Consider the following 24799-nt stretch of genomic DNA (forward strand, 5'->3'; position numbering starts at 1 on the left):
AGCTGTGCTATGGCTTTCTATGACGCTATGTCCTTGAGTAAAACAAGGGGAGTAAATATTTTGAGCACGGAAACGCAAATTGCAAGTCTTGTCCAGGCTTCTAATAACCTGACAAACGCTGTAAACGGTAAAATTGGTTCTATCGATGCACGAATGGATCAGGCGCGTGCAGAGTTTGATCAGTTTCGCTCTCTCAAAGATGTTGTAGGCGAGGCTGGCGCGCCCGGCACGTTGCTAATGAGCGTCTTCCAAGGCCTTATTTGGGGAACAGGCGCTCCTTATGACGTTGGCGCAACGGGCGGGATGGTTGCGACAGACTTGGGATCGTCGATGAATGTTTATGCACATTTTAAATTGCCATTCTCTATTAATACCGATGATCAGATGTTTTGGCTGAATGTTCGTGGCTACAGTTACGGTAGTTCGTTGGTGCTTGATGAAACGTTCGCAGGTTATGTGTATTCGCCCCAGCGGGCAGTGCTTAATCAGTCATGTTTCGGGAAGTTTGATCCTGCTATTTATGCTGACGCTGCTGGTAATGCTGTTTGTAGGATCAAAATCCCTAATGTATATGTGACGTCGCTACGAATTGATACGATGCAGATCGGCCGCTACCGCTCGATTAAACTTGGGGATATCAGGTCAAAACTTTCTCTTTCTCCGACGGTGGAATTTTAAATGAGCGACGTTTCTATGGATGTTTTTCCGTCTCTTTTGATTAGTAAAGAAGGGTTGGAGCTTTTGGAGTGGTCTTCCATTCGAGTTCGTCGTGATCGACTGTTGCGCGAAACTGATCACACCCAAGTTCAAGACAGCCCACTGACTGAGGCCCAGCGTGCTGAGGCCGCTACATATCGCAAATTGTTGCGAAACGTCCCGCAAGATGTAGGAGATCCCTTCATCGTTGTATGGCCAGATAAGCCAAGTTTTCTTAAATAAAAATAACCGCGAAAGCGGTTTTTTTTCGCCTCCCCGAAGCCCCTCCCCGCAGGGGCTTTGGCGTTTCTCACCCGGAGAATCCTACCCATGCCCACCCGCCAAACCTACACCGTCCTCATCCCGTTCCCCATCGGTAACGGCCATTGGTCTACCGCTGGCGAGGAGCTGGAACTGCTGGACGTCGAAGCATCCGCCCTGCGCATCGCTGGCCGTCTGGAACTGACCAGCGTCCTCAACTCCACCCCCAAGAAGGCTGACTAATCATGGCTGAGGTTTTGAACTTCGAGCACAACGGCATCACTGTGAATGCCACCGAATCTCCCGAGGCCATGGGTGGCCTGGGCGATAACGTCATTGGCCTGGTGGGTACCGCCCCCAACGCCCATGCCTCGATCCCCAAAAACGCCCCGTTCCGCATCAACAGCTTCACCACCCAGGCCTTGCTGGACCCTACCGGTACCGAGTCGGGCACGCTGTTCCAGGCGGTGTACCAGATCCTCAAGGTGGTGAAGGTGCCGGTTTATGTGGTCATCGTCGAAGAAGGCGCCACCCCGGCTGATACGATCAACAACGTGATCGGCGGCAACGACCCCGTCACCGGTCGCAAACTCGGCCTGGCGGCCCTGAGCAGTGTGCCTGAAGACCTGACCATCATCGGCGCCCCAGGCTTCACCGGCACCAAGGCCGTGGCCGGCGAGTTCGCCTCCTTCGGCAAGCGCATCAAGGCCCGTGTGGTGCTGGATGGCAAGGACGCTTCGGTCGCCGATCAGGTTACGTACAGCGGCGAACTGGGCGGTGCCGACCTCGGCTTCGACCGTTGCCTGCTGGTGCACAACATGCCGTCGGTGTATTCCAAGGCGGCGAAGAAGAATGTGTTCCTGTCGCCGTCCTCGTTGGCCATCGCCGCGCTTGCCAAGGTCAAGCAATGGGAAAGCCCAGGTAATCAGGTGACCTTCGCCGAAGACGTTTCCCGCGTCGTCGAGTACAACATCCTCGACACCTCCACCGAAGGCGACCTGCTCAACCGTTACGGTGTGAGTTACTACGCCCGCACGGTTTTTGGCGGTTTCTCGCTGCTGGGCAACCGCTCCATCACCGGCAAATTCCTCAGCTACGTCGGCCTGGAAGACGCCATCAGCCGCAAACTGGTCAAGGCCGGTCAGAAGGCCATGGCCAAGAACCTCACCAAGTCCTTCATGGACCAGGAGGTCAAGCGCATCAACGACTGGCTGCAAACCCTGGTCGCCGACGAAACCATCCCTGGCGGCAGCGTGTACCTGCACCCAGAGCTGAACAGCGTCGAAAAGTACAAGAACGGCACCTGGTTCATCGTCATCGACTACGGCCGCTACGCGCCGAACGAACACATGGTTTATCAACTCAACGCCCGCGATGAAATCATCGAGCAGTTCCTGGAGGACGTTCTCTAATGTTTACCAACCGAGTCAGACAGGCCATTGCGGCCACCCTTCAAGGCCTGCCGTTGTCGGCCACGGTCGATTCCTTTACGCCGCCGAAAATCGAGTTCGAAATGGACGCGATGACCGGCGGGCGCTTTATCGCCGAAGAGGTGGCCAAAAGCGCCAAGGTGCTGGGCGCAACCTTGGTGCTGCAAGGAGTTGGCGCACAAGTGCTGCTGGCGCTCGGCGTCACGCAGGGTGATGACATCCTGTTGAACGTGCGAGAAGCCGGTCAGGACCAGGACGGCAAGACCTACTTCACCTACCATACCGTAGGCGGCAAGTTGAAGTCACTGACCGAGACTGCGCTGACGATGAATGCCAAGCCCGTCACCACCCTGGAACTGTCCTGCCGCACTTACAACCGTCTGGAAAACGGTATTCCGGTGATCGACATCGACGTGCGCACCCAGAAGTTCGTGCTCAACGGTGTCGACATTCTCGGCGACGCCCGCCGCGCCGTGCTGATGCCGTAAAACCCCGGGGGCGGGTCAGCTCGCCCCCATACCTGATCAAGGAATCACTCCATGGCCTGGATGCCTGCGCTACACGTCCTGCTGTCCCCGATCACCGCCGACACCGGTGCAGTGATCGAGCAGATTCAACTCAAACCCTTGTTCTACGCGCCACAGAAGGAAGCCCTGGCACGCGCCGGTGACGACGAGGATGACCAGTTCTTCGAACTGGCGAAACTCGCCACCGGCCTGTCGGAAAAAGAACTGGACCAGCTCAAGCGTCCGGACTACGTCAGCATTGCGCAATACGTACATGAGATGTCGACGCAGCCTGCATCGTTCTTTCTCAATCAAGCTGCTGTGCCACGAGGATCGTTGACGGCCGAGCAGGTCGCGCTGCTGCTTCCCCTTCAAGCGAGCGGTCGCACGCTGACCCACATCACCCTGGAAATGCCTGCGCTGCGCGCCACCAAAGTGATGAAAAAACTGCCCACCAACAAAGAGCGTGCCGAGTTCATCACCGCTCATTGCGCCGGCCTGATGATTCCTGACCTTGCCGGGCTGACCGTGCCCGACTGGACCGAACTGCAGGGGCGCATCGACGATTTTTTAAACAAACCGGCGGACTTCTTTCGGAGCGCGACATCGAAGTGATCCTCGATGTAGTGCCGCTGGTTTACTCGGTAAACGAAGCGGAAATTCTCGATTGGGACGCCGGGAAAGCCTTGCGCCGCTACGACATCGCGATCAGTCGCCTTGGCGTCAAACAGGAGTAGAGCGGGATGGCAGACAGTAATCATGCGGCTGAGTCAGCCATCGTCACGGAAGGCCCGCTGACTCACGGTCCACTGGAAAAAAGTAGTGCGCAGGCCAGCCTCAAACCTATCGCACAAACGCTGGCGAGCCCGTCCGAGGCTGTGCCGGGCAGTGCTGGCAACCTGGCGTTGGCATTGGCTGATGCCAGCCTGGAGATCAACCTTTTGGCCACCGGCCAGGCGCGGCTGGTGGACACGCTCGAGCTGTTCAACGCCTCGTTGCTCAAGCTGATGGACGCCCGGCAAATCGACGCCGCCGATGCGGCGGGGGCGAGCGATACGCCTGCCCAAAAGGCGGCCGACTCGGTCACACCGTCGCAGGCATTGGACGCCGCGATGACCGACCTGGACCAGCTGTTGCAGTTCGCCGTGCGCGAGCGCAAGACGATGCGCGAAGCCAACCTCGCCATGGCATCCGAGCCGATGGTGGCGGCCAGTGGCGCGAGCGCCGTTGACCTTGCGAAGGTCGAGTATGTGGCCGCCAAGTCGGGTATCGGCAGCGACCGGGTTGACGCCTCTGGCAATATTGACAAGGCCGGGCGCCAGGCAGACTTGCAACAGTTCGCCCGCGACGCCGCAATAATGGCGACGGCCTTCAAGATCGATATTAAGAGCGCCGGCGAACTCATGGGGGGCTGGCGCGAGTCGATGCACCTCGACCGTGCACAAACCTTGGATTTGGCCGACGCCACAAACGTGTTGGGCAACGTGGTCGCGCTCAAGGCCGAGTCGGCGGATATCGCGGCGATCGTACAACACCAGGGCGCTGCCGCGACGCAGGCGGGCATGAGCCCCGCGCAGGCGGCGGCGCTGTCGGCGGCGTTGCTGAGCGCGGGTAACAGCAAAGGTGCTGCTGGCCTCGGCCTGGAAAAAATCAGTACCGCCCTGGCTAAAGGCGACAGCGCCTCCCCTGCGCAGCGCACTGCCTGGGCAGCGCTCAAACTTGATCCCGAAGCCTTGGCCGTCGGGATGAAACACGATGCTGCACAGACCCTGGTGACCGTGCTGCAAGCGCTCAAGTCGCAACCGGCCGAAAGGCAGGCGGCGCTGGCGACGCAAGTGTTCGACGGTAACCAAGCGGTTCTGAGCCTGGTACCAACTATCGACCGCGTGAAGCAGGCTTTTTCGCTGGTGGCCGAACCCTCCAGCTACGCCACCTCGGCGCTGGGGGATCAAAGCTCTGTTGCTCGCCTGGCAGCGGTTCGCGCCGATTCCACCCAGGCACGCCGGCAGGCTTACGAGGCCAGCACCACTCGCCTGGATACCGCCACCGACGCCGCCCTGGCGCCCCTTGTGGATACCTCGCTGACGGCGATGACCGGTTTGGTCAACGCTGTGAGCTGGTTGGCCGAAGCCCTGCCTCAGGCCACCGCCGCGGTCACGTTGGCGGGCGCTGCGCTGGGGCCTTTGATTGCCGGCGTGTTCGATGCCGTGAAAGACAAGGTATTTGAAAAGGTCGCGGGGAAAATTTTTGGCGAGGGCGCTGCCGGCGGCAACTCGTCCACCCGCTCGCAGCCCTCCGGGGGTAACGACGCACCTACAGGCAAACGCACGCCGGGTTCGGCGCCCCAGAGCCCGCGTAAAGCGGGGAGGGCCAGCAAAATCACCAGACAGGTTTCGTCGGGGTTGTTGCTGGCAAACGCCGCAGTCGATGTCGTCCAGGGCGCGCGGTCGGGGAATCTGGGCGAAGCGGTTGGCACCAGCGTGGGCTCGATAGGCGGCGGTGTCGCCGGTGGTTTTGCCGGTGAATTCGCCGGCATGGCGCTGGGCCGAGCGGTGGGTACGCTTGCGGGAGCCGTGGTCGGTTCGGTGGTGCCGGGTGCCGGCACCGTGCTGGGTGGTGTCATGGGCGGCGTTGCTGGCGGTGCCATCGGCAAAGTGGTTGGCGGTGCCGTGGGGACGTTCGTCGGCAGCGACGTGGGCGCCTGGCTGGCTGAAAAAGTCATGGGCTCCGAGGATCGCTTGCCGCCTCCGTCGCAGGTCAGCGACACCCTCACCAACCCTCAAGCCGATAACCGCCAAATCAACTTCGCCCCGCAAATCACTATCAACGCGCCGGAACAAGCCAGCTATGAACAATTGGCGACGCTCGTGGTGCAACAGATCGAAGCGCAATTTACGCCGCTGTCGATGGATAACCTGCTGGCGACGCGACGTGGTTCGGCACTCACCGATGGAGCTGTGTGATGCGACAACAGATGGTGCTGGGCACTTTTATTTTCGGGCTGTCACGCGGGTTCGCCTACGACACCCTTGACCGTGGAAGCAGTGGAGGCTGGGTCAACCTGGGCATCATCGCCGGCAAACCCAAGTCCAGCCAAGTGGGGCAGGACCTGGAAACGTTGACCTTGGGCGGCAAGGCGGCGCGTGCCAAGGGCATGCAGCGCCTGGATGAGTTGCGTGCCCTGCAAGATCTGCGGGCACCGTTGCCGCTGGTGGACGGCTTAGGACGTAACTGGGGATTGTGGACGATCAAATTGGTCACCGAAAAACAAGCCGGCGTGATCGACGACGGTACGGCAATGGCGATCGCTTGGTCGCTGGTATTGGAGGAGTTCGTCAATGCGTAGGGTCCGAAGTATTGCTGGCGACTCGGTGAACCTGCTGCTCTATCGAGAGCTGGGGCGTTGTGATGATGCCGCGGAGGAAGCGCTGTGGCGCTTGAATCCGGAACTGGCGGAAAAAGGCGCGGTATTGCCCGCAGGCGTCAGCGTGCTGGTGCCTGAACTGGCGGCGCAACCGGTCGCGAGCCGGCCGGTTTCAGCCTGGGATTAAGGAGCGATCATGGCACTTGGATTCACACCCGCAGTGGAGCTTTATGGCGCCAATGCCGCGTTGTTCAACGAGCGGCTGGTGGAATGGGAACATACTGACGTAGCCGGATTCGTATCCGACCAACTCACGTTGACCCTGGATATCGAGGGCCTTGAAGGCTTGCCCGATCTGGGCGGTAAGATCGGCTTGCGCGTGGGTTACCTTGAGTCCGGCCTGGTGGATAAGGGCGTCTTCACGATCACTCAGCGTACACCGTCACTCTTCCCGATGCGGCTGGTGCTGGTGGCCACCGCGGCTCCGTTCGATGAGCCATCCTTCAAGCAGCGCCGCACCGCCAGCCATGGGCCGATAACCTTGGGCGCACTGTTTCGCCAATTGACCAGCCGCTACGGGTTTTCCCCGCGTGTGGCGCCTGAACTTGAGGGCGAGCAGATCGCGCATATCGATCAGACCAATGAAAGCGACATGGCCTTTCTGACCCGGCTGGCCAAACGCTTCGATGCGGTGGCCAAGCCTGTCGACGAGCTGTATGTGCTGGGGCGCAAAGGCCAGGTCAAGTCGTTGTCGGGCAAGGCGCTGCCGGATGTGCGGTTGTCCGTAACCCATGACAATCGCCCGGGTGACCGCGCGTTCATCAGCGCCAAGCTTACCGACGCCAGCCGCGCCAAATACGGCGGCGCGCAAGCGTCCTGGTGGGATGCGGCGGCCGGCAAGAAGCAGGTCGTGGAAGTGGGCATTGCACCCTTCAAGACAATCACTCAGCGCTACCAGAGCGAAGACGAAGCGCGCTCAGCGGCGCAGGGCGAGATGCGGCGCGTGTGGCGAGAAGGGCTGCTGATCGATGTGGTATGTCCCGGTAATCCGTCGTTGGCCGCTGAAGGGTTGCTGCTGCTGGACGAGTCATGGCCGGGCTTTATGCAGGGGCGCTGGTCGATCAAGAAGGTGACGGCCAGCGGTAAACGAGCAGACGGCTATCGGTGCACGATCCAGGCCAGCGGTTTGTCGGTGTAGCCACTTATTCAGAGTAAAGCCAATGCTGATGACACTTGCCCAGCTTCTGGGTGTGATGCCTGGGGCCCGCCTTCGAGCGGGCATTTTTTTGTCCCCTTTAAATGCAGCCTTCGTTCGGTACGAGATTAACACTGCCAAACGCATCGCCGCCTTCCTCGCCCAAGTCGGCCATGAATCCGCCGAGCTGCGCTATGTGCGTGAACTGGGCAGCGATCAATACCTCAGCAAGTACGACACCGGCACCCTGGCGGCACGCTTGGGCAATACCCCCGAGGCGGATGGCGATGGCCAGAAATACCGGGGGAGGGGGCTGATTCAGGTCACCGGTCGCCGTAACTACCTGTCCTGCAGCCAGGCATTGTTTGGCGATGATCGCCTGCTGCAACAACCGCAGCTGCTGGAGCAGCCCGAATGGGCCTGCGAGTCCGCCGCCTGGTTCTGGCAAACCAACGGCCTCAACGAATTGGCTGATAAGGATCAGTTCACCACCATCACCCGGCGTATCAACGGCGGCTTGAACGGGCTGCAGGACCGATTGCAACTTTGGGAACGGGCGAAGGCGGTGTTATGCGTTTCCTAGACTGGTGGCGTTGGGTTGGCGTTTGTCTGCTGCTTGCGTTGGTCTGGCAGGTGCAGGCCTGGCGCTATGGTGCGCAGCTTGAGCGTCAGGCGGCCGGGCATGCGCTGGCGCTCAGCCAGCAGAGCCAGGCCGCGCTCGCACAGCAGCAGGCAGACCAGCAAAAGCGTCTTGCCTTGGAACAGCAACTTAACGCCAACGATCAACACCATGCTCAGGAGTTGAGCGATGCCCAACGTAACCAAGCTGCTCTGCGCGACCGCCTGGCCACTGCTGATGTGCGGTTGTCAGTCCTTCTCGACGCCACCGACCCCGCCAGCTGCGTTGCGCTGTCCACCGCCGCCACCCCCGGCGGCGTGGTTCATGCAGCCCCACGAGCCCGACTTGACCCGGCGCATGCTCAACGAATTATCCGCATCACCGACGACGGCGATAACGCCTTGATCGCCTTGCGTGCCTGCCAGGCCTACGTGCAGGCCGTCGCGCGTTAGTCTTTTGATGCACTCTGCAACTTGCATGGCCGATGGGCTGCTGTAGGGTAGGCGAACCCCCGCCCATTCCTGGAGACGACCGTGAAGGAAATCACTCAACTGGCTGCTGAACTGGGGCGCCGCTTGCAGGTGCTCAATGCCCATGTCACCACCGCCGAGTCCTGCACCGGCGGCGGGATTGCCGAAGCCATTACACGGATACCAGGCAGTTCGGCGTGGTTCGAGGCGGGTTATGTCACCTACTCCAACCGGCAGAAGACCCGGCAGTTGAATGTGCCGGAAAAGCTGTTTGCCAAAGTGGGCGCCGTCAGCCAGGAGGTGGTTGAAGCGATGGTGCGGGGCGCACAGGAAAAAAGCCTGGCGCGCTTTGCCGTGGCGGTCAGCGGCGTGGCGGGTCCGGACGGCGGTTCGCCGGACAAGCCGGTGGGCACGGTGTGGCTGGCATTTGGCGTGGGCGACGAGGTCACGGCCGAGCTTGCGCACTTTTCCGGCAACCGCGATGAGGTTCGTCGACAAACGGTAAAGGCTGCGCTGGAGGGCTTGTTGCGACGAGCTGCAGCAGAAATAGACAATCAGGGGTAGGCGATCTTCGATCTTTGTGGAACAATACTGTCTACTTATACAGGTGTTGGCCGTCAGGCCTTATTGATTACGTGAGGACTTTAATGGACGACAACAAGAAGAAAGCCTTGGCTGCGGCCCTGGGTCAGATCGAACGTCAATTCGGCAAGGGTGCCGTAATGCGTATGGGCGATCACGACCGTCAGGCGATCCCGGCTATCTCCACTGGCTCTCTGGGTCTGGACATCGCGCTCGGCATTGGCGGCCTGCCAAAAGGCCGTATCGTTGAAATCTACGGTCCTGAATCTTCCGGTAAAACTACCCTGACCCTGTCGGTGATCGCCCAGGCTCAGAAAATGGGCGCCACCTGCGCGTTCGTCGACGCCGAGCACGCCCTGGATCCTGAATACGCCGGCAAACTGGGCGTCAACGTTGACGACCTGCTGGTTTCCCAGCCGGACACTGGCGAGCAAGCCCTGGAAATCACCGACATGCTGGTGCGCTCCAACGCCATCGACGTGATCGTGGTCGACTCCGTGGCGGCACTGGTACCGAAGGCAGAAATCGAAGGCGAAATGGGCGACATGCACGTGGGCCTGCAAGCCCGTCTGATGTCCCAGGCGCTGCGTAAAATCACCGGTAACATCAAGAACGCGAACTGCCTGGTGATCTTCATCAACCAGATCCGTATGAAGATCGGTGTCATGTTCGGTAGCCCGGAAACCACCACTGGTGGTAACGCCCTGAAGTTCTACGCTTCGGTCCGTCTGGATATCCGCCGTACTGGCGCGGTAAAGGAAGGTGACGAGGTTGTCGGTAGCGAAACCCGCGTTAAAGTCGTGAAGAACAAGGTAGCTCCACCTTTCCGTCAAGCAGAGTTCCAGATTCTGTATGGCAAAGGCATTTACCTGAATGGCGAGATGATCGACCTGGGCGTGCTGCACGGTTTCGTTGAGAAGTCCGGTGCCTGGTATGCCTACAACGGCAGCAAGATCGGTCAGGGCAAGGCCAACTCGGCCAAGTTCCTGGCGGACAACCCGGATATCGCCGCCACGCTTGAGAAGCAGATTCGCGACAAGCTGCTGACCGCAGCGCCAGACGTCAAGGCAGCGGCAAACCGCGCGCCAGTTGACGAGATGGAAGAAGCCGACACTGACGTCTGAAGCAAACGATGACTGTTGTACTGGATACACTCGTCGCCGTTCGGCGCACTGCGATGGACCTGCTCGCACGCCGCGAGCATGGTCGAGTCGAGCTGACACGCAAATTACGTCAGCGCGGCGCAGAGCCTGAAATGATCGAAACAGCCCTCGACCGCTTGACGGAAGAGGGTTTGCTGTCGGAATCCCGATACCTCGAAAGCTTTGTGTCCTACCGCGCCCGCTCCGGTTATGGCCCTGCGCGAATTCGCGAAGAGTTGAGCCAGCGTGGCCTGCAACGTGCCGATATCGACCTCGCCTTGCGTGAGTGCGGTATCAGTTGGCAGTCGCAGTTGGAAGATACATGGCGCCGCAAGTTTTCAGGTCATCTCCCTATAGATGCTAAAGAGCGCGCCAAGCAAGGGCGCTTCCTGAGCTATCGCGGGTTTTCGATGGACATGATCAGTCGCTTGTTAAGCGGCCGAGCCATGGATGATTGAACGCCACAAAACCAAAGGCCCACTATGAAAATAGTGGGCCTTTTTTTTGCTCGCAGAAAACTCACGCGGGCTGTGGCACCACCCGCTGCTGCGCTTCACCTTGGGCCTGAACCCAGTTTTCCGGCAAGTTGATGTAGTCCACCAACTCGCGTAACCGCCCCTGATCGCGGCCGTTGAAGTTGAATACCAGCCGGGTCAAATGACTGAACTTTGGTTCGTCATGGTCTTCACCGGTGTAGGCAAGCTGCTGGAAATCTCCGCTCAGGCGCAGGCTGGCGAACTCCTCCTGCAAATGCGCGAGGGCTCGATCACTGAGCGCATGATTCATGCGCACGACAAACTCGCGTTTGAGCCAGCGCGTTGAATGGAAGTTGGCATAGAACCGGTTGATCTCATCCACTGCTTCTTCTGCGCTGTACACCAGGCGTATGAGCTTGAGATCGGTCGGCAGGATGTAGCGATTAGCCTCCAACTGGCTGCGGATAAAGTCCAGGGCGCCTTGCCAGAACCCGCCACCTGGTGCGTCCAGCAGCACCACCGGTACCAGCGGGCTTTTGCCGGTCTGGATCAGGGTCAGCACCTCCAGGGCTTCGTCCAGGGTGCCAAAACCGCCTGGGCACAGGATCAATGCGTCGGCTTCCTTGACGAAGAACAGTTTGCGGGTAAAGAAGAAGTGGAACGACAGCAGGTTATCGGTGCCATCGATGGTTGGATTCGCATGCTGTTCAAACGGCAGGGTGATGTTGAATCCCAGGCTGTGTTCCAGGCCCGCGCCTTCATGCGCCGCAGCCATGATGCCGCCGCCACCGCCGGTGATGACCATCATGTCGGAGCGCGCCAACGTCGCGCCGACTTCTCGAGCCAATGCATACAGCGGGCTTTCTATTGGCGTACGTGCCGAGCCGAATACCGTGACTTTGCGTCGTCCCTTGAACTGTTCGAGTACACGAAAAGCGTGATCAAGCTCACGGATGGCGCGCAGTGTGATCTTGGCGTTCCAGCGATCGCGATCGTCTCGGGCCATACGCAGAACGGTGAGAATCATGTCGCGATACAAGGGAATATTGACGCTGTCGGGGGCGATCAGCTGGAGTTGCGCGTCAATCTGCTGTGTGAGGTCGGTGCCGCTTCGTTCAAAAAGGTCGAGCAGCGGGTCATTCGATTCATAAGGCATTCAACTTCTCCTTCTTCACAGGGCCTGGGTAGCCGACGGGAGTCGGCAGGGGCCACGACACTGCATGTGTCGCTGCTTGCCGCGGGAGGGCAGGCCTCTTTTGCCCTGAAAGTGTTACAGAACAGCATTGGATACTGCTGCGGGCGGGCGGATGGAATGATGCGATCATGGGCCGAAAAACCCATGGCTGGCAACCGCTTATTGGTCGCTCGTCATGGTGTAGGCACGGGGTGGAGCGGGGGAGTGCGCGCCGCAAGGCAGCGACGCGCGAAAGGCAAGCCAGGGGTTACTTTTTCTTCTTGGCTGGAGCCGGGCAGTCGGCTTCGGCGAATTTTACCGAGGCTACAGGGCGGTTGGTTTTGTTCTCGGTAATTTCGTAGCGCATAACTGCGCCCTTCGCCATCAGTTCGCGGTAGCCAGGGTTGGTGCATACGCTGCGGCCCAGCTGGAAATACACCGCCTTGGGGTTGGCACGCATCTGTTCGGCGCGGTCAGGTTGCACGCTCAGATGATCGATCAACTGCATGCCTTCAACCGTGTAGGCCACTTCCAGGGTTTTTTCATCGATTTCCCGTGGCAGGTCCTTGTTGCTTTCGGTCGCGACGCTTTGCAGCTTCCGGTTCATTTGAGCCTCCAGCAGCGAGGCTGCGTGGGCGCCCATAGGCAAGGCCAGCGCGATAGCGACGGATGGGGCAACGAGGCGCAGCATGGAACGCAGCATCAAACTCTCCTGATTCGGTTACTGGTGCATAGACCAGCCACTGCGCTGTGCGTTCAGTGGCGCGCAATTATAGGTGAGCGCTGGCCACTACAGCCAGGCGTATCGCTGTAAACTGCGGCCACTTCAATTGCTCTCGAGTTACCCCGTGTCGATCTACCCGTTTCCATGGCGCATCCAATGAGCCACGCTGTCTCCCGCTTGCGTGCCCAGCGCCTGGCCCGAGCCGTCAGGCCTTTCCTCAATCGTGGGTCGCGTGCCGAGCGGTGCGCAGGTTGCCGAGTGATTCCCGAGTATTGCCTGTGCGCCTGGCGACCAAAGGTCGAGGCCAAGTCAGCAATGTGCCTGTTGATGCACGACGTCGAGCCGATGAAGCCCAGCAACACCGGCTGGTTGATTGCCGATGTGATCGACGACACCACCGCGTTCGCCTGGTCGCGGACCGAAGTCGATCCGGACCTGCTCGCCTTGCTGGCCGATCCGCAGTGGCAGCCCTACATCGTGTTTCCTGGCGAATTCGGGGCGCCTGAGCGAGTGGTCAGCGCAGTGAGCGCAGAGGAGGGCAGGCGCCCGCTGTTCATCCTGCTCGACGGTACGTGGAGCGAAGCGCGCAAGATGTTTCGCAAGAGCCCGTATCTGGAGCATTTGCCGGTGCTGAGTCTGGCGCCGGAGCAATTGTCACGTTACAAGTTGCGCCGCTCCAAGCGTGATGATCACTTTTGCACCGCCGAGGTTGCCGCGCTGTGTCTGGAGTTGGCCGATGATCAGCTCGCCAGCGAAGTCCTGGATGCTTACCTCGATGTATTCAGCACGCACTACCTGGCCGCCAAGTTTCAGCTGCCTTTGAATGAGACGGACAGTGTCCACTCCCGTTTGGCGCCCTTTATTCCAGCGGTATGACCAGACGACGTTTGCATGATGGCACCTTAATCGTGCAACCCGCTAAAATCCCCTTGGGCGTAGTGCTTGACCCCCCAGGCCGCGCTGGGCATGCTGAGCGCCGATTGGGGCGCAAGCTTGGTTTTTCGACGTTGTTTGGCGTGTTTTTGACGTTGAGCGTGCTCCGTGGCGATGGCTGCCTAGCCGTTGCCTTGTGTACTGGCGAACCCTGAACCCATCAGGGCTCCCCTAAAAAACAGGATCATTTAATCAATGGCCACATACGAAATCCTGATAGCCGATGACCATCCGCTGTTTCGCAGTGCGCTGCATCAGGCCGTAACCCTGGGTCTGGGCCCTGACGTCCGACTGGTCGAAGTCGCCAGCATTGCCGAGCTGGAAGCCCGCTTGACCGAAAAATCCGACTGGGACCTGGTGCTGCTCGACCTGAACATGCCCGGTGCCTATGGTTTTTCCGGATTGGTGTTGCTGCGCGGGCAATATCCGCAGATCCCGGTGGTGATGGTTTCGGCCCAGGAAGAAGCTGATGTGGTGGTGCGCTCCAAGGAGTTCGGCGCCAGCGGCTTCATTCCCAAGTCCAGTGCGATGCAAGACATCCAGAAGGCTGTGCGTGCTGTATTGGACGGCGATGTGTCCTGGCCACCGCAAGCGTTTGAAGAAATCAACGTGTCCGACGAAGCCAAGGCGGCACGTGATGGCCTGGCCAGTTTGACGCCTCAGCAGTTCCGCGTGTTGACCATGGTCTGTGAAGGTTTGTTGAACAAGCAGATTGCCTACGAGTTGAGCGTGTCGGAAGCCACTATCAAGGCGCATGTCACCGCGATTTTCCGCAAATTGGGGGTACGCACGCGCACCCAGGCGGCGCTGCTCCTGCAACAACTTGAGTCAATTTCGCAGCATTAAGCTGTCACCGATTCACGCTTTTTTGACTTTGCGTGCTCTAGCTTCCCCACTCCTTTGGTTCAGTTGCCTACATCTATGTCGCCTTTCAAGGGTCAAACCGGTATCAAACGTATCTTCAACGCAGGGGGCTATTCCCTGGATGGCCTGCGCGCGGCTTTCACTGGCGAGGCGGCGTTCCGTCAGTTGGTACTGCTGAACGTCATCCTGATTCCGTTGAGTTTTTTCCTGCAGGTCAGCCGCGTCGAGCGGGCCTTGCTGATTGCTGTGTGCCTGCTGGCCCTGATCGTTGAATTGCTCAATTCTGCGGTGGAAGCGGCGATCGACCGCATTTCCCTGGACCGCCACCCGCTGTCGAAAAACGCCAAGGACATGGGCAGCGCCGCGCAATTCGTGGCCTTGACCATGATCACGCTGGTCTGGGCGGTCATCCTGATCTAGCGATCAGGCAATGCTCGGCAGCACGATTTCGTCGCTGCGCTGAACGCCGGCGGTAAACGCGCGGCACAGCTCCAGGAACTCGCGCATCGCCGAAGTCTGGTACTTCTGTTTGTGCCAGATAAAGTAGAACTGCCGGGCCAGGTCCAGGTCCGGGGTCTCTACCGGCACCAGGCTGCCGCGACGGAACGCATCGCGCAGCGCCAACCGCGAAATACACCCAATCCCCAAGCCTGACTCCACTGCCCGTTTGATGGCCTCGGTGTGTTCCAGCTCCAGGCGGATATTCAGTGCGCTGCGGTGATGGCGCATGGCCTGGTCAAACGTCAGGCGTGTACCCGAGCCTTGTTCCCGCAGGATCCACGCCTCATGGGTCAACTCGTCCATGCTCGCCATGCCGCGCTTGGCCAAATGGTGCTGGGGCGCGCAAAACACCACCAGTTCATCCTCTACCCAGGTTTGCACCTCGATGTCCGGATGGCTGCAGTCGCCTTCGATTAGACCCAGGTCAATTTCGTAGTGCGCCACCTGATGCACGATATGCGCAGTGTTTTGCACATGCAGTTTCACCTGGCTTTCCGGGTGCTGCTGCATGAAGCTGCCGATCAGCAGGGTTGCCAGGTAATTGCCGATGGTCAAGGTGGCGCCCACTGCCAGTGAGCCAAAGCCGGATTTGCCATTGAGCAGGTCCTCGATCTCCTTGGCCTGGTCCAGCAGTGCCACCGCTTGAGGCAACAATTGATGCCCGAGCGCATTGAGGCTCAGGCGTTTGCCGGCGCGGTCGAATAATTGGCAGCTGGATTGACGCTCCAGCTCGGTAATCGACGTGCTGGCGGCGGATTGAGATAAGGCCAGCAGGCCAGCAGCGCGGGAGACGCTTTCCTGCTGGGCGACGGCGACGAAGACTTGCAGTTGACGGAGAGTGAATCGCATATCGATATAACCGATAACCCTTATCTTAATAATCCAGTTAACAGATATTGTCGCCGCCATTAGAATACTGTGCAATTGCGCACTTCACATTTGGCGCAGGCCCATTTCCAGGAGTCCCCCGTACATGAGCAACATGAACCACGAGCGTGTCCTCAGTGTTCATCACTGGAACGACACTCTGTTCAGCTTCAAGTGCACCCGCGATCCGGGTTTGCGCTTCGAGAACGGTCAGTTCGTGATGATCGGCCTGCAACAGCCCAACGGCCGCCCGCTCATGCGCGCCTACTCCATTGCCAGCCCGAACTGGGAAGAGCATCTGGAATTCTTCAGCATCAAGGTGCCGGATGGCCCGCTGACTTCCCAGTTGCAGCACTTGAAGGAAGGCGACGAGATCATCATCAGCAAAAAACCGACGGGCACCCTGGTGCTTGACGATCTGAAGCCTGGCAAACACCTTTACCTGCTCAGCACCGGTACGGGGCTGGCGCCATTCATGAGCGTGATCCAGGACCCGGAGACCTACGAGCGCTTCGAAAAAGTGATCCTGTGCCACGGCGTGCGTTACGTCAACGAAGTCGCCTACCGCGAATTCATCACCGAGCACCTGCCGCAGAACGAATTCTTCGGCGAGGCCCTGCGTGACAAGTTGATCTACTACCCCACCGTGACCCGCGAGCCGTTCGAAAATGAAGGCCGCCTGACGGACCTGATGCGCAGCGGCAAGCTGTTCAGCGACATCGGCCTGCCGCCGATCAACCCCGAGGACGACCGCGCCATGCTGTGCGGTAGCCCGAGCATGCTGGATGAGACCAGCGAAGTGCTGAACAGCTTCGGCCTGAAAGTTTCGCCGCGCATGCGTGAGCCGGGCGATTACCTGATCGAGCGCGCGTTCGTCGAGAAGTAATCAGCCAATACACAGATGCAAAAAAAGTGGGAGGGGGCTTGCCCCCGATTGCAGCGTGTCAGTACCACATACAGTGGCTGATACACCGCTATCGGGAGCAAGCCCCCTCCCACATTTCTGTGTTCCGGTTTATCTGGCCGGTACCACTTCAAGCACGCAAATCAGCCCAGCCTCGGGATAGTGCCAACGCACATCCACATCCCAGAACTGTGCGCCGTACTCACGCTCAGGCCCGGGTGTCTGGTAGGCCGGGCGCGGATCCTGCGCCAGGCACTGATCAATCAATTCCACCAGCGGTTCACCCAGACGCTGTGCATGGTCCTGCGCCTGTTGCAGTGCGGTCTTGAGCCACTGCACGTCAATCAGCTGCGGCGCGCCGCTGGCGATGTGGTTGGTCGCGGTATCAACGCTATCGGCATAGGGTACATACGGCTTGATATCCAGCACTGGCGTACCGTCGAGCAAGTCGATCCCGGAAATCCACAGTCGCCCCGGTTCCACCTTGTCCAGCTTCACCACCGATTGGCCGATGCCGTTTGGACGATGTGTCGCGCGCGTGGCAAACACCCCCATGGAGGTGTTGCCCCCCAGGCGGGGCGGGCGCACTTTAAGGCGTGGCTTGTCTTCCAGCGCCTGGTGGAACAGAAACAGCAGCCACACATGGCTGACCTGCTCCAGCCCCTGCACCGCATCGCCGCCATCGAACGGCGCCACCAACTCCAGCACACCACGGGCGGCCGGCGCCAGGTGCGGCTGACGCGGGATAGCGAACTTCTCCTTGAAGCAGGAGCGTACGAAGCCGACGGGCGCGACGGAGTAAGCCATTTCTGAGCCTCAAGTGGCGAGCTGCAAGCCGCAAGCTTTAACTTGCCGCTCGAAGCTCATAGCTGTTCTTAGGCTCTGACGCGCAGCGTCAGCCCCTTAAGGAAGTTGCGCAGCAACTGGTCACCACACGTGCGGTAGTTGGTGTGGCCGAACTTGCGGAACAGCGCGCTCAGCTCAGGCTTGGACACCGGGAACTCGGCAGCCTTGAGGATGGCGTGCATGTCGTCTTCCTTCAATTCGAAGGCGACGCGCAGTTTTTTCAGAATGATGTTGTTGGTCACCGGCGTTTCAATCGGCTGCGGCGGACGGCTCTCATCCTTGCCGCGCTTGAAAATGACCAGGCCATCGAGAAAATGTGCCATGACCTCATCCGGGCAGAACACAAAGCCTTCTTCCTCATCTTTCTTGAGGTAAGTCAGCAAATCTTCCTTGGTCACGTCCATGCCGCCGAGCTTGATGATCTCGACCATCTTGTTGTCGCTGATGTCGAGCATGTAGCGCACGCTGCGCAGTACGTCGTTGTGAATCATGGTGGGCAATCCTGGTTTTCAACGGGGTAGACACCGCCATCAGGCAGTGTCGGGAAAAGGGTAACGGCCTAGAACTTCTCTTTGCCGGACAGATAACGCCATTGGCCCACCGGCACCTTGCCAATGGAGACGCCGCCGATGCGGATGCGACGGATGGCGATGACTTTCAGGCCAACGGCTTCGCAGAAGAGCGCGATCACCCCCGGCTGCGGGTTTTTCAGCGCAAAACGCAGGCGGTTTTCGTTCTGCCAGCTGGCTTTCACGGCTGGCAGCTCCTTGCCTTTGTAGGTCAGGCCGTGGTTCAGGCGGTTGAGGCCGTGGGCCACCATGTCGCCTTCGACTTCAACCACGTATTCCTGCTCGATCTTGGCGGCATCGGCGGTCAACTTGCGCAGGATTTTCCAGTCCTGGGTGAACACCAGCAGGCCGCTGGCCTTGGCTTGCAGGTCGGCGCTGGCGGTCAGGCGCAGGAAGTGGCCCTTGAGCGGGCGCTTGCTGAAGCGGTGTTCTTCCGACAGGGTCTCGGCGCTGATCGACGCCATGGCGGTCTCGGCATCCATGCCAGCCGGGGCGTGCAGCAGGATGGTCACCGGTTCCGGCGGGGTGGCTTTGGCGTCGGGGTCGAGCTCGACCTTCTGGGTCGTCACCTTGAACTGCGGTTCGTCGATCACTTCACCGTCCACCGAGACCCAGCCGCCTTCGATAAACAGCTCAGCCTCCCGACGGGAGCAACCGACCAGCTCGATGAGGCGTTTGGAGAGGCGTATGGGGTCAGTCATGACAAGGGCCGTAACAAAATGGGGCAGCTATTGTACCTGTGTAAGGCCGGTTAATCCCGGCCCCATTTCAGTGCTGGCGCTTTTTGTGGAAGCTGCATTGCGTCAGCCACTGTGCGCCTGCTGCTGGCGCAGACGCATGTGGAGCAGCGGGTAGGGCTGGCCCAGGCCATCATGTTCCGTGCGTCCGATCACCTCGAAGCCCAGCTTGAGGTAAAAGCCCAGTGCCTGCGGGTTCTGCTCGTTGACTTCAAGCTCATCGGCATTCAGATGCTCGATCGCATAGTGCAGCAATTGCCGTCCAAGCCCCTGGCCTCGGTAGTGCGGGTCGATGAACAGCATTTCGACCTTGCCTGCGGCCACACCGGCAAACCCGGTGATGCGTTGGTTCGTGTCCCTGGTGCAGATCAGCATGACCTTGTCCAGGTAATGCGTCAGCACCAGGTTCCTCAGCAGCTCTATGTAGCTGTCCGGCAAGAAATCGTGGGTGGCCCGGACAGAGGACTCCCAGATGTCCGTCAATCGTTGATAATCACTGGTTTTTGGTGTGTGGATAACCGAATGCCGACGCATGCTCGCTGCCCCTGCCGATGAATGGCGATTTGGCAAACGATAGACGTAAAAAAGCCCCGCATCTTGATCAGGTGCAGGGCTTTTTACGTTATCGGCAATCAGTCTCGCTTTTCAGCCCACAAGTCGTACTCGTCGGCATCGGTGACGGTGCACCACACCTTGTCGCCCGGCTTCAAACCACTGGCATCGTCGATAAACACGTTACCGTCGATTTCCGGCGCATCGAAGAAGCAACGGCCAACGGCGCCTTGTTCGTCGACTTCGTCGATCAGCACTTCGATTTCCTTGCCGATGCGCAGTTGCAGGCGTGCCGAGCTGATCGCCTGCTGGTGCGCCATGAAACGCTCCCAACGGTCCTGCTTGACGTCATCCGGCACCACGGCCAGGTCCAGCAGGTTGGCCGGAGCACCTTCCACCGGCGAGTACTGGAAGCAGCCGACGCGGTCCAACTGGGCCTCGGTCAGCCAGTCCAGCAGGTACTGGAAGTCTTCTTCGGTTTCGCCGGGGAAGCCGACGATGAAGGTCGAGCGGATAATCAGTTCCGGGCAGATTTCGCGCCAGTTCTTGATGCGCGCCAGGGTCTTGTCTTCGAAGGCCGGACGTTTCATGGCCTTGAGCACTTTAGGGCTGGCGTGCTGGAACGGGATGTCCAGGTACGGCAGGATTTTACCGGCGGCCATCAGCGGGATCAGCTCGTCCACGTGCGGGTACGGGTAGACGTAGTGCAGGCGCACCCACACGCCCAGGCTGCTGAGGGCTTCGCAGAGTTCGGTCATGCGGGTTTTCACCGGCGCGCCATTCCAGAAGCCAGTGCGATATTTCACGTCGACGCCATAGGCGCTGGTGTCCTGGGAAATCACCAGCAGCTCTTTCACGCCGGATTTGACCAGGCGCTGGGCTTCGTCCAGCACGTCGCCGACCGGGCGACTGACCAGCTTGCCGCGCATCGACGGAATGATGCAGAAGCTGCAGCTGTGGTTGCAGCCTTCGGAAATCTTCAGGTAGGCGTAGTGGCGCGGCGTCAGCTTGATGCCCTGCGGCGGCACCAGGTCGATCAGCGGGTTGTGGTCCTGACGTGGCGGCACCACTTCGTGCACGGCATTGACCACTTGCTCGTACTGCTGCGGGCCGGTCACGGCGAGTACGCTTGGGTGAACCTTGCGGATATTGCCTTCTTCCACGCCCATGCAGCCGGTCACGATGACCTTGCCGTTTTCCTTGATGGCTTCGCCGATCACTTCCAGGGACTCAGCCTTGGCCGAGTCGATGAAACCACAGGTGTTGACCACCACCACGTCAGCGTCCTGGTAGGTGGACACGACGTCATACCCTTCCATGCGCAGTTGCGTGAGAATGCGCTCGGAGTCGACCAGAGCCTTCGGGCAACCCAGGGAAACAAAGCCAACCTTGGGGTTGGCTTTTGCGATGGTGGTGGACATGTCTAACCTCGGTATCGAATGACGCCGCCACCGTGAAGGGCAGGCAGCGGACGGGCGCTCGGTGCGCCTCTGATCAAAAAGTGCGCAATTCTAGCGGCGGGCAACGCGCTTGACCAGCTTTATGCAGGGAAATGCGACGAGTGCTGCGCTATGCTTCGCGCCGTTGCGCGCAGGTAAAATCCTAACGTCAACAAAACGTCTGTTACGAGAAGTAAAACAGCGCATGCTAGGGTCAGTTTGAGCACGTTGTTTATAAGAGACCTCAGGTCAAAGGGCAGGAGTGGTTGATGGGTCAGGCAAGCAGTCAGGCAGCGGGTGCCGAGCATTCGAACGCTAAACCGATTGGCATGCTGGTAGCAGCTGTCGGGGTGGTATATGGCGATATCGGGACCAGCCCGCTCTACACCCTTAAAGAGGTGTTCAACGGCGGTTATGGGGTGCAGGTCAACCATGACGGCGTATTGGGGATCCTGGCGCTGATCTTCTGGTCGCTGATCTGGGTCGTATCGATCAAATACATGCTGTTCGTGCTGCGCGCCGATAACCAGGGCGAGGGCGGCATCATGGCGTTGACCGCCCTGGCACGCCGCGCGGCAGGCACGCGCAGGAAATTGCGCAGCTTTCTGGTGGTGTGCGGCCTGTGCGGCGCGGCGCTGTTTTACGGCGACAGCATGATCACTCCGGCGATCTCCGTGTTGTCGGCAATCGAAGGCCTGGAGCTGGCATTCGACGGCCTGGAAAAATGGGTCGTGCCCATGGCGCTGGTGGTGCTGGTGGCGCTGTTCCTGATCCAGAAACACGGCACCGACCGTATCGGCAAGCTGTTCGGGCCGGTGATGGTCACCTGGTTCCTGGTGCTGGGGGGCCTGGGCGTGTATGGCATCACCTTGCACCCCGAAGTGCTCAGCGCGTTGAACCCGATGTGGGCGGTGCGCTTCTTCGAGGCTCACCCTGGCATCGGCGTGGCCATCCTTGGCGCGGTGGTGCTGGCACTGACCGGTGCCGAAGCGCTGTACGCCGACATGGGCCACTTCGGCCGCAAACCCATCGCCCGCGCCTGGTTCATCCTGGTGTTGCCGGCGCTGGTGCTCAACTATTTCGGTCAGGGCGCCATGCTGCTGGGCGATCCGGAAGCGGCTCGCAACCCGTTCTACCTGCTGGCGCCGAGCTGGGCGCTGATCCCGCTGGTGGTGCTGTCGACCCTGGCCACGGTGATCGCCTCCCAGGCGGTGATTTCCGGTGCGTTCTCGTTGACGCGCCAGGCGATCCAGCTGGGTTATATCCCACGTATGCACATCCAGCACACCTCCAGCGCCGAACAGGGCCAGATCTACATTGGCGCGGTGAACTGGTCGCTGATGGTCGGCGTGATTCTGCTGGTGCTGGGCTTCGAATCCTCCGGTGCGCTGGCCTCAGCCTATGGCGTGGCGGTGACCGGCACCATGCTGATGACCACCATCCTGGTGTCCGCGGTGATGCTGCTGCTATGGAAGTGGCCACCGATACTGGCGGTGCCGGTGTTGCTCTGCTGCCTGTTGGTGGACGGGCTGTACTTTGCCGCCAACGTGCCGAAGATCATCCAGGGCGGCGCCTTCCCGGTATTAGCGGGGATCGTGCTGTTCGTGCTGATGACCACCTGGAAGCGCGGCAAGCAACTGCTTGTCGAGCGCCTCGACGAAGGCGGCCTGCCGCTGCCGATATTCATCAGCAGTATCCGCGTGCAGCCGCCCCACCGCGTGCAGGGCACGGCGGTGTTCCTCACCGCGCGGCCCGACGCCGTGCCCCATGCGCTGTTGCACAACCTGCTGCACAACCAGGTGCTGCACGAGCAAGTGGTGCTGCTGACGGTGGTTTACGAAGACATCCCGCGTGTGCCCGCGACGCGGCGTTTTGAAGTGGATGCCCATGGTGAAGGTTTCTTCCGCGTGATCCTGCACTTCGGCTTTACCGATGAGCCGGATGTGCCCGAGGCGCTGAAGCTGTGCCACCTGGATGAACTGGATTTCAGCCCGATGCGCACCACCTACTTCCTCAGCCGTGAAACCGTGATCGCTTCGCGCATCAAAGGCATGGCCCGTTGGCGCGAAGCGTTGTTCGCCTTCATGTTGAAAAATGCCAACGGCAACCTGCGCTTCTTCAAACTCCCGGTCAACCGGGTGATCGAGCTGGGCACCCAGGTCGAAATGTAACGCGCTGCACTGCGGGAGCCGGCAATCGGCTCCCGGTTTACTTCTGAACCCTGTGCAATCGGTTGTTGTCGACTAGGCTCTAAGCACCATGCAAGAGAGCCTTGGAGCTTGCCCACAGAACCCGAAGAGGTGCGCCATGAGTCAGCTGCTGGAACCCTATACCCTACGTCAACTCACCCTGCTCAACCGCATCGCGGTGTCTCCGATGTGCCAATACTCAAGCGATGACGGCCTGGCCAACGACTGGCATCTGGTGCATCTGGGCAGCCGCGCCGTCGGTGGTGCCGGGCTGATTTTCACCGAAGCCACCGCCGTGACCGCCGATGGCCGCATCACTGCCCAGGACCTCGGGTTGTGGAAAGACGAACAGATCGAACCGTTGCAACGCATTACCCGCTTCATTGCGGCGCAAGGCGCGGTGGCCGGTATCCAGTTGGCGCACGCCGGGCGCAAGGCCAGTACTTATCGGCCGTGGCTCGGCAAGCATGGCAGCGTCAAGCCACAAGACGGCGGCTGGGTGCCGGTAGGCCCATCGCCCATCGCATTCGACCCGCAGCACACCCAACCCCTACCGTTGGACGAAGGGCAGATCCAGCAAGTGATCGCCGATTTTGTCGCCGCCGCCAAGCGTGCATTGACGGCCGGCTTCGAAGTGGTGGAGATCCATGCCGCCCACGGCTACCTGCTGCATCAGTTCCTGTCGCCCATCAGCAACCAGCGTCAGGACCAGTACGGCGGCTCGTTCGAAAACCGCATCCGCCTGGTGCTGGAGGTGACCCGCGCGGTACGCGAAGTCTGGCCTCAGGACCTGCCGCTGTTTGTGCGCGTATCAGCCACCGACTGGGTGGAAGATGGCTGGAACCCGGATGAAACCGTCGAACTGGCGCGCCGCCTGAAAGACCTCGGCGTGGACCTGATTGACGTGTCCTCCGGGGGCACCGCCGCCAACGCCGAAATCCCCACCGGCCCCGGCTACCAGACGCGCTTTGCCGAGCGTGTGCGCAAAGAGTCGGGTATCGCCACCGGCACGGTTGGCATGATCACCGAACCGGCCCAGGCCGAACACATCCTGCGCACCTGTCAGGCCGACATCATCTTCCTCGCCCGCGAGCTGTTGCGCGACCCGTACTGGCCGCTGCATGCCGACGATGACCTGGGCGGACGCAAGGCGACCTGGCCGGCGCAATATCAGCGGGCAACGCACCGCGACCAGCCAATTCATGAGTCGGATCTCAGGGATTGACCCCACGCTTTTTCGTACAGAGCCCACTTTGATCCGGTGGGTTTTTTTTGCTCGTGTAGATGAAGAAGGCTGATTTAAGCCGCGAATGCGTGGGAATCGACTGTAGGTATTTATTACCAAAGTAATTATTTAAGTGAATACTCTAAAAAAATCCCACACGTAACCAGATTGTTTCTACGCTTTAAGGTAAGCCTGACTTCCAGCCCAGGAAGTCAGTCGGTTCGCCCATGGAGCAGTGCGCTTCACGGCAGGCGGGTATGGGCAGCAGGAGTATTGGGATCGATATCAGGAGAAGCAGTCCATGGCCAAGTCCTATGGTGTAGCGGGTGTGGTGGTATCTTTTCTGACCCGCAGGATGTCCTTGCGTGGCCGCAGGTTGAGTTCGGATGAGGTGGAATTGCTGGCGCATTATCGCGCCCTGACCGAGAACGACCAGGTAGCGATGCGCTATCTGATCGGGGCGATGAAAACCGTGTCGCGGTTCTGAATGACGAAGCGGGCTCACCACGATGCCCGTCAGTCAAGGGAACACCG

31 protein-coding genes are annotated in these 24799 nt (G+C 59.9%); 23 read left to right on the forward strand and 8 right to left on the reverse strand.

Features of this window, described 5'->3' with window-relative positions; translation table 11 throughout:
• Window positions 1-9 precede the first annotated feature (9 nt).
• The 16 genes from QF045_RS08660 to recX all read left to right on the forward strand — a co-directional run bounded on the left by QF045_RS08660 (window position 10) and on the right by recX (window position 10723).
• Window positions 10-678: a hypothetical protein gene (locus QF045_RS08660; protein WP_306491847.1), complete on the forward strand. Its 669-nt coding sequence runs from the start codon at window positions 10-12 to the stop codon at window positions 676-678.
• Window positions 679-939: a tail fiber assembly protein gene (locus QF045_RS08665; RefSeq protein ID WP_306491848.1), complete on the forward strand. Its 261-nt coding sequence runs from the start codon at window positions 679-681 to the stop codon at window positions 937-939.
• Between the two features lie 87 nt (window positions 940-1026).
• Entirely contained in the window at window positions 1027-1200 is a 174-nt protein-coding gene (locus QF045_RS08670) for a hypothetical protein (RefSeq protein ID WP_164485557.1), read from the forward strand.
• A gap of 2 nt (window positions 1201-1202) precedes the next feature.
• Window positions 1203-2369 (forward strand): phage tail protein, encoded by a 1167-nt coding sequence (locus tag QF045_RS08675; RefSeq protein ID WP_306491849.1) that lies wholly within the window; start codon window positions 1203-1205, stop codon window positions 2367-2369.
• Window positions 2369-2875: a phage major tail tube protein gene (locus QF045_RS08680; protein WP_124385384.1), complete on the forward strand. Its 507-nt coding sequence runs from the start codon at window positions 2369-2371 to the stop codon at window positions 2873-2875. Before QF045_RS08675 ends, QF045_RS08680 begins: the two co-directional genes overlap by 1 nt.
• A 51-nt stretch (window positions 2876-2926) precedes the next feature.
• Entirely contained in the window at window positions 2927-3508 is a 582-nt protein-coding gene (locus QF045_RS08685; protein WP_306491850.1) for a phage tail assembly protein, read from the forward strand.
• Window positions 3505-3630 (forward strand): hypothetical protein, encoded by a 126-nt coding sequence (locus QF045_RS08690; RefSeq protein ID WP_256657658.1) that lies wholly within the window; start codon window positions 3505-3507, stop codon window positions 3628-3630. Before QF045_RS08685 ends, QF045_RS08690 begins: the two co-directional genes overlap by 4 nt.
• Window positions 3631-3636: 6 nt before the next feature.
• On the forward strand, window positions 3637-5856 hold the full coding sequence (locus QF045_RS08695) for a phage tail tape measure protein (RefSeq protein ID WP_306491851.1): 2220 nt from the start codon (window positions 3637-3639) through the stop codon (window positions 5854-5856).
• Entirely contained in the window at window positions 5856-6239 is a 384-nt protein-coding gene (locus QF045_RS08700) for a phage tail protein (RefSeq protein WP_306491852.1), read from the forward strand. Before QF045_RS08695 ends, QF045_RS08700 begins: the two co-directional genes overlap by 1 nt.
• Window positions 6232-6444 (forward strand): tail protein X, encoded by a 213-nt coding sequence (locus tag QF045_RS08705; protein ID WP_306491853.1) that lies wholly within the window; start codon window positions 6232-6234, stop codon window positions 6442-6444. Before QF045_RS08700 ends, QF045_RS08705 begins: the two co-directional genes overlap by 8 nt.
• Before the next feature lie 9 nt (window positions 6445-6453).
• Window positions 6454-7455 carry a contractile injection system protein, VgrG/Pvc8 family gene (locus QF045_RS08710; protein WP_306491854.1) on the forward strand — a complete coding sequence of 334 codons (1002 nt, stop codon included), beginning with the start codon at window positions 6454-6456 and terminating at the stop codon, window positions 7453-7455.
• Between the two features lie 22 nt (window positions 7456-7477).
• A complete protein-coding gene (locus QF045_RS08715; protein ID WP_306491855.1) occupies window positions 7478-8035 on the forward strand; it encodes a glycoside hydrolase family 19 protein in 558 nt (185 codons plus the stop codon).
• Window positions 8023-8523, forward strand: a complete 501-nt coding sequence (locus QF045_RS08720) for a lysis system i-spanin subunit Rz (RefSeq protein WP_306491856.1) — start codon at window positions 8023-8025, stop codon at window positions 8521-8523. Before QF045_RS08715 ends, QF045_RS08720 begins: the two co-directional genes overlap by 13 nt.
• Before the next feature lie 81 nt (window positions 8524-8604).
• Window positions 8605-9105, forward strand: a complete 501-nt coding sequence (locus QF045_RS08725; protein ID WP_306491857.1) for a CinA family protein — start codon at window positions 8605-8607, stop codon at window positions 9103-9105.
• Window positions 9106-9188: 83 nt separating this feature from the next.
• On the forward strand, window positions 9189-10247 hold the full coding sequence (recA, locus tag QF045_RS08730; protein ID WP_306491858.1) for a recombinase RecA: 1059 nt from the start codon (window positions 9189-9191) through the stop codon (window positions 10245-10247).
• 8 nt (window positions 10248-10255) lie between these two features.
• Window positions 10256-10723, forward strand: coding sequence for a recombination regulator RecX (gene recX / locus QF045_RS08735; RefSeq protein ID WP_306491859.1), 468 nt, complete (start codon window positions 10256-10258; stop codon window positions 10721-10723).
• 61 nt (window positions 10724-10784) lie between these two features.
• Here the strand turns inward: recX and QF045_RS08740 are convergent, their stop codons facing one another.
• Together QF045_RS08740 and QF045_RS08745 are read right to left on the reverse strand one after the other, a co-directional pair.
• Window positions 10785-11897 carry a TIGR00730 family Rossman fold protein gene (locus QF045_RS08740; RefSeq protein ID WP_306491860.1) on the reverse strand — a complete coding sequence of 371 codons (1113 nt, stop codon included), beginning with the start codon at window positions 11895-11897 and terminating at the stop codon, window positions 10785-10787.
• A 286-nt stretch (window positions 11898-12183) separates the two neighbouring features.
• Window positions 12184-12618: a PA3611 family quorum-sensing-regulated virulence factor gene (locus QF045_RS08745; protein WP_306491861.1), complete on the reverse strand. Its 435-nt coding sequence runs from the start codon at window positions 12616-12618 to the stop codon at window positions 12184-12186.
• A gap of 177 nt (window positions 12619-12795) precedes the next feature.
• Here QF045_RS08745 and QF045_RS08750 point away from each other — a divergent pair, with 177 nt between their 5' ends.
• The 3 genes from QF045_RS08750 (at window position 12796) to QF045_RS08760 (ending at window position 14856) form a co-directional block, all read left to right on the forward strand.
• Window positions 12796-13515: a tRNA-uridine aminocarboxypropyltransferase gene (locus QF045_RS08750; RefSeq protein WP_306491862.1), complete on the forward strand. Its 720-nt coding sequence runs from the start codon at window positions 12796-12798 to the stop codon at window positions 13513-13515.
• 252 nt (window positions 13516-13767) lie between these two features.
• On the forward strand, window positions 13768-14418 hold the full coding sequence (gene erdR / locus QF045_RS08755; protein WP_306491863.1) for a response regulator transcription factor ErdR: 651 nt from the start codon (window positions 13768-13770) through the stop codon (window positions 14416-14418).
• 75 nt (window positions 14419-14493) lie between these two features.
• Entirely contained in the window at window positions 14494-14856 is a 363-nt protein-coding gene (locus tag QF045_RS08760) for a diacylglycerol kinase (RefSeq protein WP_003189051.1), read from the forward strand.
• Window positions 14857-14859: 3 nt separating this feature from the next.
• Here QF045_RS08760 and QF045_RS08765 read toward each other — a convergent pair whose 3' ends face one another.
• Window positions 14860-15786 carry a LysR family transcriptional regulator gene (locus QF045_RS08765; protein ID WP_093512263.1) on the reverse strand — a complete coding sequence of 309 codons (927 nt, stop codon included), beginning with the start codon at window positions 15784-15786 and terminating at the stop codon, window positions 14860-14862.
• Between the two features lie 124 nt (window positions 15787-15910).
• Here QF045_RS08765 and fpr point away from each other — a divergent pair, with 124 nt between their 5' ends.
• Window positions 15911-16690: a ferredoxin-NADP reductase gene (gene fpr / locus QF045_RS08770; RefSeq protein ID WP_003189055.1), complete on the forward strand. Its 780-nt coding sequence runs from the start codon at window positions 15911-15913 to the stop codon at window positions 16688-16690.
• A gap of 129 nt (window positions 16691-16819) precedes the next feature.
• Here fpr and tsaA read toward each other — a convergent pair whose 3' ends face one another.
• The 5 genes from tsaA to rimO all read right to left on the reverse strand — a co-directional run bounded on the left by tsaA (window position 16820) and on the right by rimO (window position 20833).
• Complete coding sequence (tsaA, locus tag QF045_RS08775) at window positions 16820-17515, reverse strand: tRNA (N6-threonylcarbamoyladenosine(37)-N6)-methyltransferase TrmO (protein WP_306491864.1); 696 nt, start codon at window positions 17513-17515, stop codon at window positions 16820-16822.
• Between the two features lie 68 nt (window positions 17516-17583).
• Window positions 17584-18045, reverse strand: a complete 462-nt coding sequence (locus tag QF045_RS08780) for a DUF1456 family protein (RefSeq protein WP_005785469.1) — start codon at window positions 18043-18045, stop codon at window positions 17584-17586.
• 68 nt (window positions 18046-18113) lie between these two features.
• Entirely contained in the window at window positions 18114-18824 is a 711-nt protein-coding gene (locus QF045_RS08785) for an rRNA pseudouridine synthase (RefSeq protein ID WP_306491865.1), read from the reverse strand.
• A gap of 102 nt (window positions 18825-18926) precedes the next feature.
• Window positions 18927-19394, reverse strand: a complete 468-nt coding sequence (locus QF045_RS08790; protein ID WP_306491866.1) for a GNAT family N-acetyltransferase — start codon at window positions 19392-19394, stop codon at window positions 18927-18929.
• A 98-nt stretch (window positions 19395-19492) separates the two neighbouring features.
• On the reverse strand, window positions 19493-20833 hold the full coding sequence (gene rimO, locus QF045_RS08795) for a 30S ribosomal protein S12 methylthiotransferase RimO (RefSeq protein ID WP_373424424.1): 1341 nt from the start codon (window positions 20831-20833) through the stop codon (window positions 19493-19495).
• Between the two features lie 287 nt (window positions 20834-21120).
• Between rimO and QF045_RS08800 the strand changes: the two genes are divergently transcribed.
• From QF045_RS08800 to QF045_RS08810, 3 genes are all read left to right on the forward strand, one after another.
• Window positions 21121-23022, forward strand: a complete 1902-nt coding sequence (locus QF045_RS08800) for a potassium transporter Kup (RefSeq protein ID WP_306491867.1) — start codon at window positions 21121-21123, stop codon at window positions 23020-23022.
• A gap of 136 nt (window positions 23023-23158) precedes the next feature.
• On the forward strand, window positions 23159-24265 hold the full coding sequence (locus tag QF045_RS08805; protein ID WP_306491868.1) for an NADH:flavin oxidoreductase/NADH oxidase: 1107 nt from the start codon (window positions 23159-23161) through the stop codon (window positions 24263-24265).
• A 301-nt stretch (window positions 24266-24566) separates the two neighbouring features.
• On the forward strand, window positions 24567-24752 hold the full coding sequence (locus QF045_RS08810; RefSeq protein ID WP_306491869.1) for a hypothetical protein: 186 nt from the start codon (window positions 24567-24569) through the stop codon (window positions 24750-24752).
• The last annotated feature ends 47 nt before the right edge of the window (window positions 24753-24799 follow it).

Origin of the sequence: Pseudomonas sp. W4I3 (genome assembly GCF_030816195.1) — a bacterium.
Taxonomy (GTDB): Bacteria; Pseudomonadota; Gammaproteobacteria; order Pseudomonadales; family Pseudomonadaceae; genus Aquipseudomonas.

Bases quoted from the DNA above. Each gene is read 5' to 3' on its own strand.
- QF045_RS08715 (WP_306491855.1), top strand. From the start codon at position 7,478: ATGCTGATGACACTTGCCCAGCTTCTGGGTGTGATGCCTGGGGCCCGC.
- QF045_RS08680 (WP_124385384.1), top strand. From the start codon at position 2,369: ATGTTTACCAACCGAGTCAGACAGGCCATTGCGGCCACCCTTCAAGGC.
- QF045_RS08780 (WP_005785469.1), bottom strand. From the start codon at position 18,045: ATGATTCACAACGACGTACTGCGCAGCGTGCGCTACATGCTCGACATC.
- QF045_RS08740 (WP_306491860.1), bottom strand. From the start codon at position 11,897: ATGCCTTATGAATCGAATGACCCGCTGCTCGACCTTTTTGAACGAAGC.
- QF045_RS08805 (WP_306491868.1), top strand. From the start codon at position 23,159: ATGAGTCAGCTGCTGGAACCCTATACCCTACGTCAACTCACCCTGCTC.
- QF045_RS08685 (WP_306491850.1), top strand. From the start codon at position 2,927: ATGGCCTGGATGCCTGCGCTACACGTCCTGCTGTCCCCGATCACCGCC.
- QF045_RS08695 (WP_306491851.1), top strand. From the start codon at position 3,637: ATGGCAGACAGTAATCATGCGGCTGAGTCAGCCATCGTCACGGAAGGC.
- QF045_RS08670 (WP_164485557.1), top strand. From the start codon at position 1,027: ATGCCCACCCGCCAAACCTACACCGTCCTCATCCCGTTCCCCATCGGT.
- QF045_RS08765 (WP_093512263.1), bottom strand. From the start codon at position 15,786: ATGCGATTCACTCTCCGTCAACTGCAAGTCTTCGTCGCCGTCGCCCAG.
- recA (WP_306491858.1), top strand. From the start codon at position 9,189: ATGGACGACAACAAGAAGAAAGCCTTGGCTGCGGCCCTGGGTCAGATC.
- QF045_RS08700 (WP_306491852.1), top strand. From the start codon at position 5,856: ATGCGACAACAGATGGTGCTGGGCACTTTTATTTTCGGGCTGTCACGC.
- QF045_RS08665 (WP_306491848.1), top strand. From the start codon at position 679: ATGAGCGACGTTTCTATGGATGTTTTTCCGTCTCTTTTGATTAGTAAA.
- QF045_RS08675 (WP_306491849.1), top strand. From the start codon at position 1,203: ATGGCTGAGGTTTTGAACTTCGAGCACAACGGCATCACTGTGAATGCC.
- QF045_RS08785 (WP_306491865.1), bottom strand. From the start codon at position 18,824: ATGACTGACCCCATACGCCTCTCCAAACGCCTCATCGAGCTGGTCGGT.
- QF045_RS08800 (WP_306491867.1), top strand. From the start codon at position 21,121: ATGGGTCAGGCAAGCAGTCAGGCAGCGGGTGCCGAGCATTCGAACGCT.
- tsaA (WP_306491864.1), bottom strand. From the start codon at position 17,515: ATGGCTTACTCCGTCGCGCCCGTCGGCTTCGTACGCTCCTGCTTCAAG.
- QF045_RS08745 (WP_306491861.1), bottom strand. From the start codon at position 12,618: ATGCTGCGTTCCATGCTGCGCCTCGTTGCCCCATCCGTCGCTATCGCG.
- QF045_RS08710 (WP_306491854.1), top strand. From the start codon at position 6,454: ATGGCACTTGGATTCACACCCGCAGTGGAGCTTTATGGCGCCAATGCC.
- QF045_RS08705 (WP_306491853.1), top strand. From the start codon at position 6,232: ATGCGTAGGGTCCGAAGTATTGCTGGCGACTCGGTGAACCTGCTGCTC.
- QF045_RS08750 (WP_306491862.1), top strand. From the start codon at position 12,796: ATGAGCCACGCTGTCTCCCGCTTGCGTGCCCAGCGCCTGGCCCGAGCC.
- fpr (WP_003189055.1), top strand. From the start codon at position 15,911: ATGAGCAACATGAACCACGAGCGTGTCCTCAGTGTTCATCACTGGAAC.
- QF045_RS08660 (WP_306491847.1), top strand. From the start codon at position 10: ATGGCTTTCTATGACGCTATGTCCTTGAGTAAAACAAGGGGAGTAAAT.
- QF045_RS08720 (WP_306491856.1), top strand. From the start codon at position 8,023: ATGCGTTTCCTAGACTGGTGGCGTTGGGTTGGCGTTTGTCTGCTGCTT.
- QF045_RS08790 (WP_306491866.1), bottom strand. From the start codon at position 19,394: ATGCGTCGGCATTCGGTTATCCACACACCAAAAACCAGTGATTATCAA.
- QF045_RS08810 (WP_306491869.1), top strand. From the start codon at position 24,567: ATGGCCAAGTCCTATGGTGTAGCGGGTGTGGTGGTATCTTTTCTGACC.
- QF045_RS08760 (WP_003189051.1), top strand. From the start codon at position 14,494: ATGTCGCCTTTCAAGGGTCAAACCGGTATCAAACGTATCTTCAACGCA.
- erdR (WP_306491863.1), top strand. From the start codon at position 13,768: ATGGCCACATACGAAATCCTGATAGCCGATGACCATCCGCTGTTTCGC.
- rimO (WP_373424424.1), bottom strand. From the start codon at position 20,833: ATGTCCACCACCATCGCAAAAGCCAACCCCAAGGTTGGCTTTGTTTCC.
- recX (WP_306491859.1), top strand. From the start codon at position 10,256: ATGACTGTTGTACTGGATACACTCGTCGCCGTTCGGCGCACTGCGATG.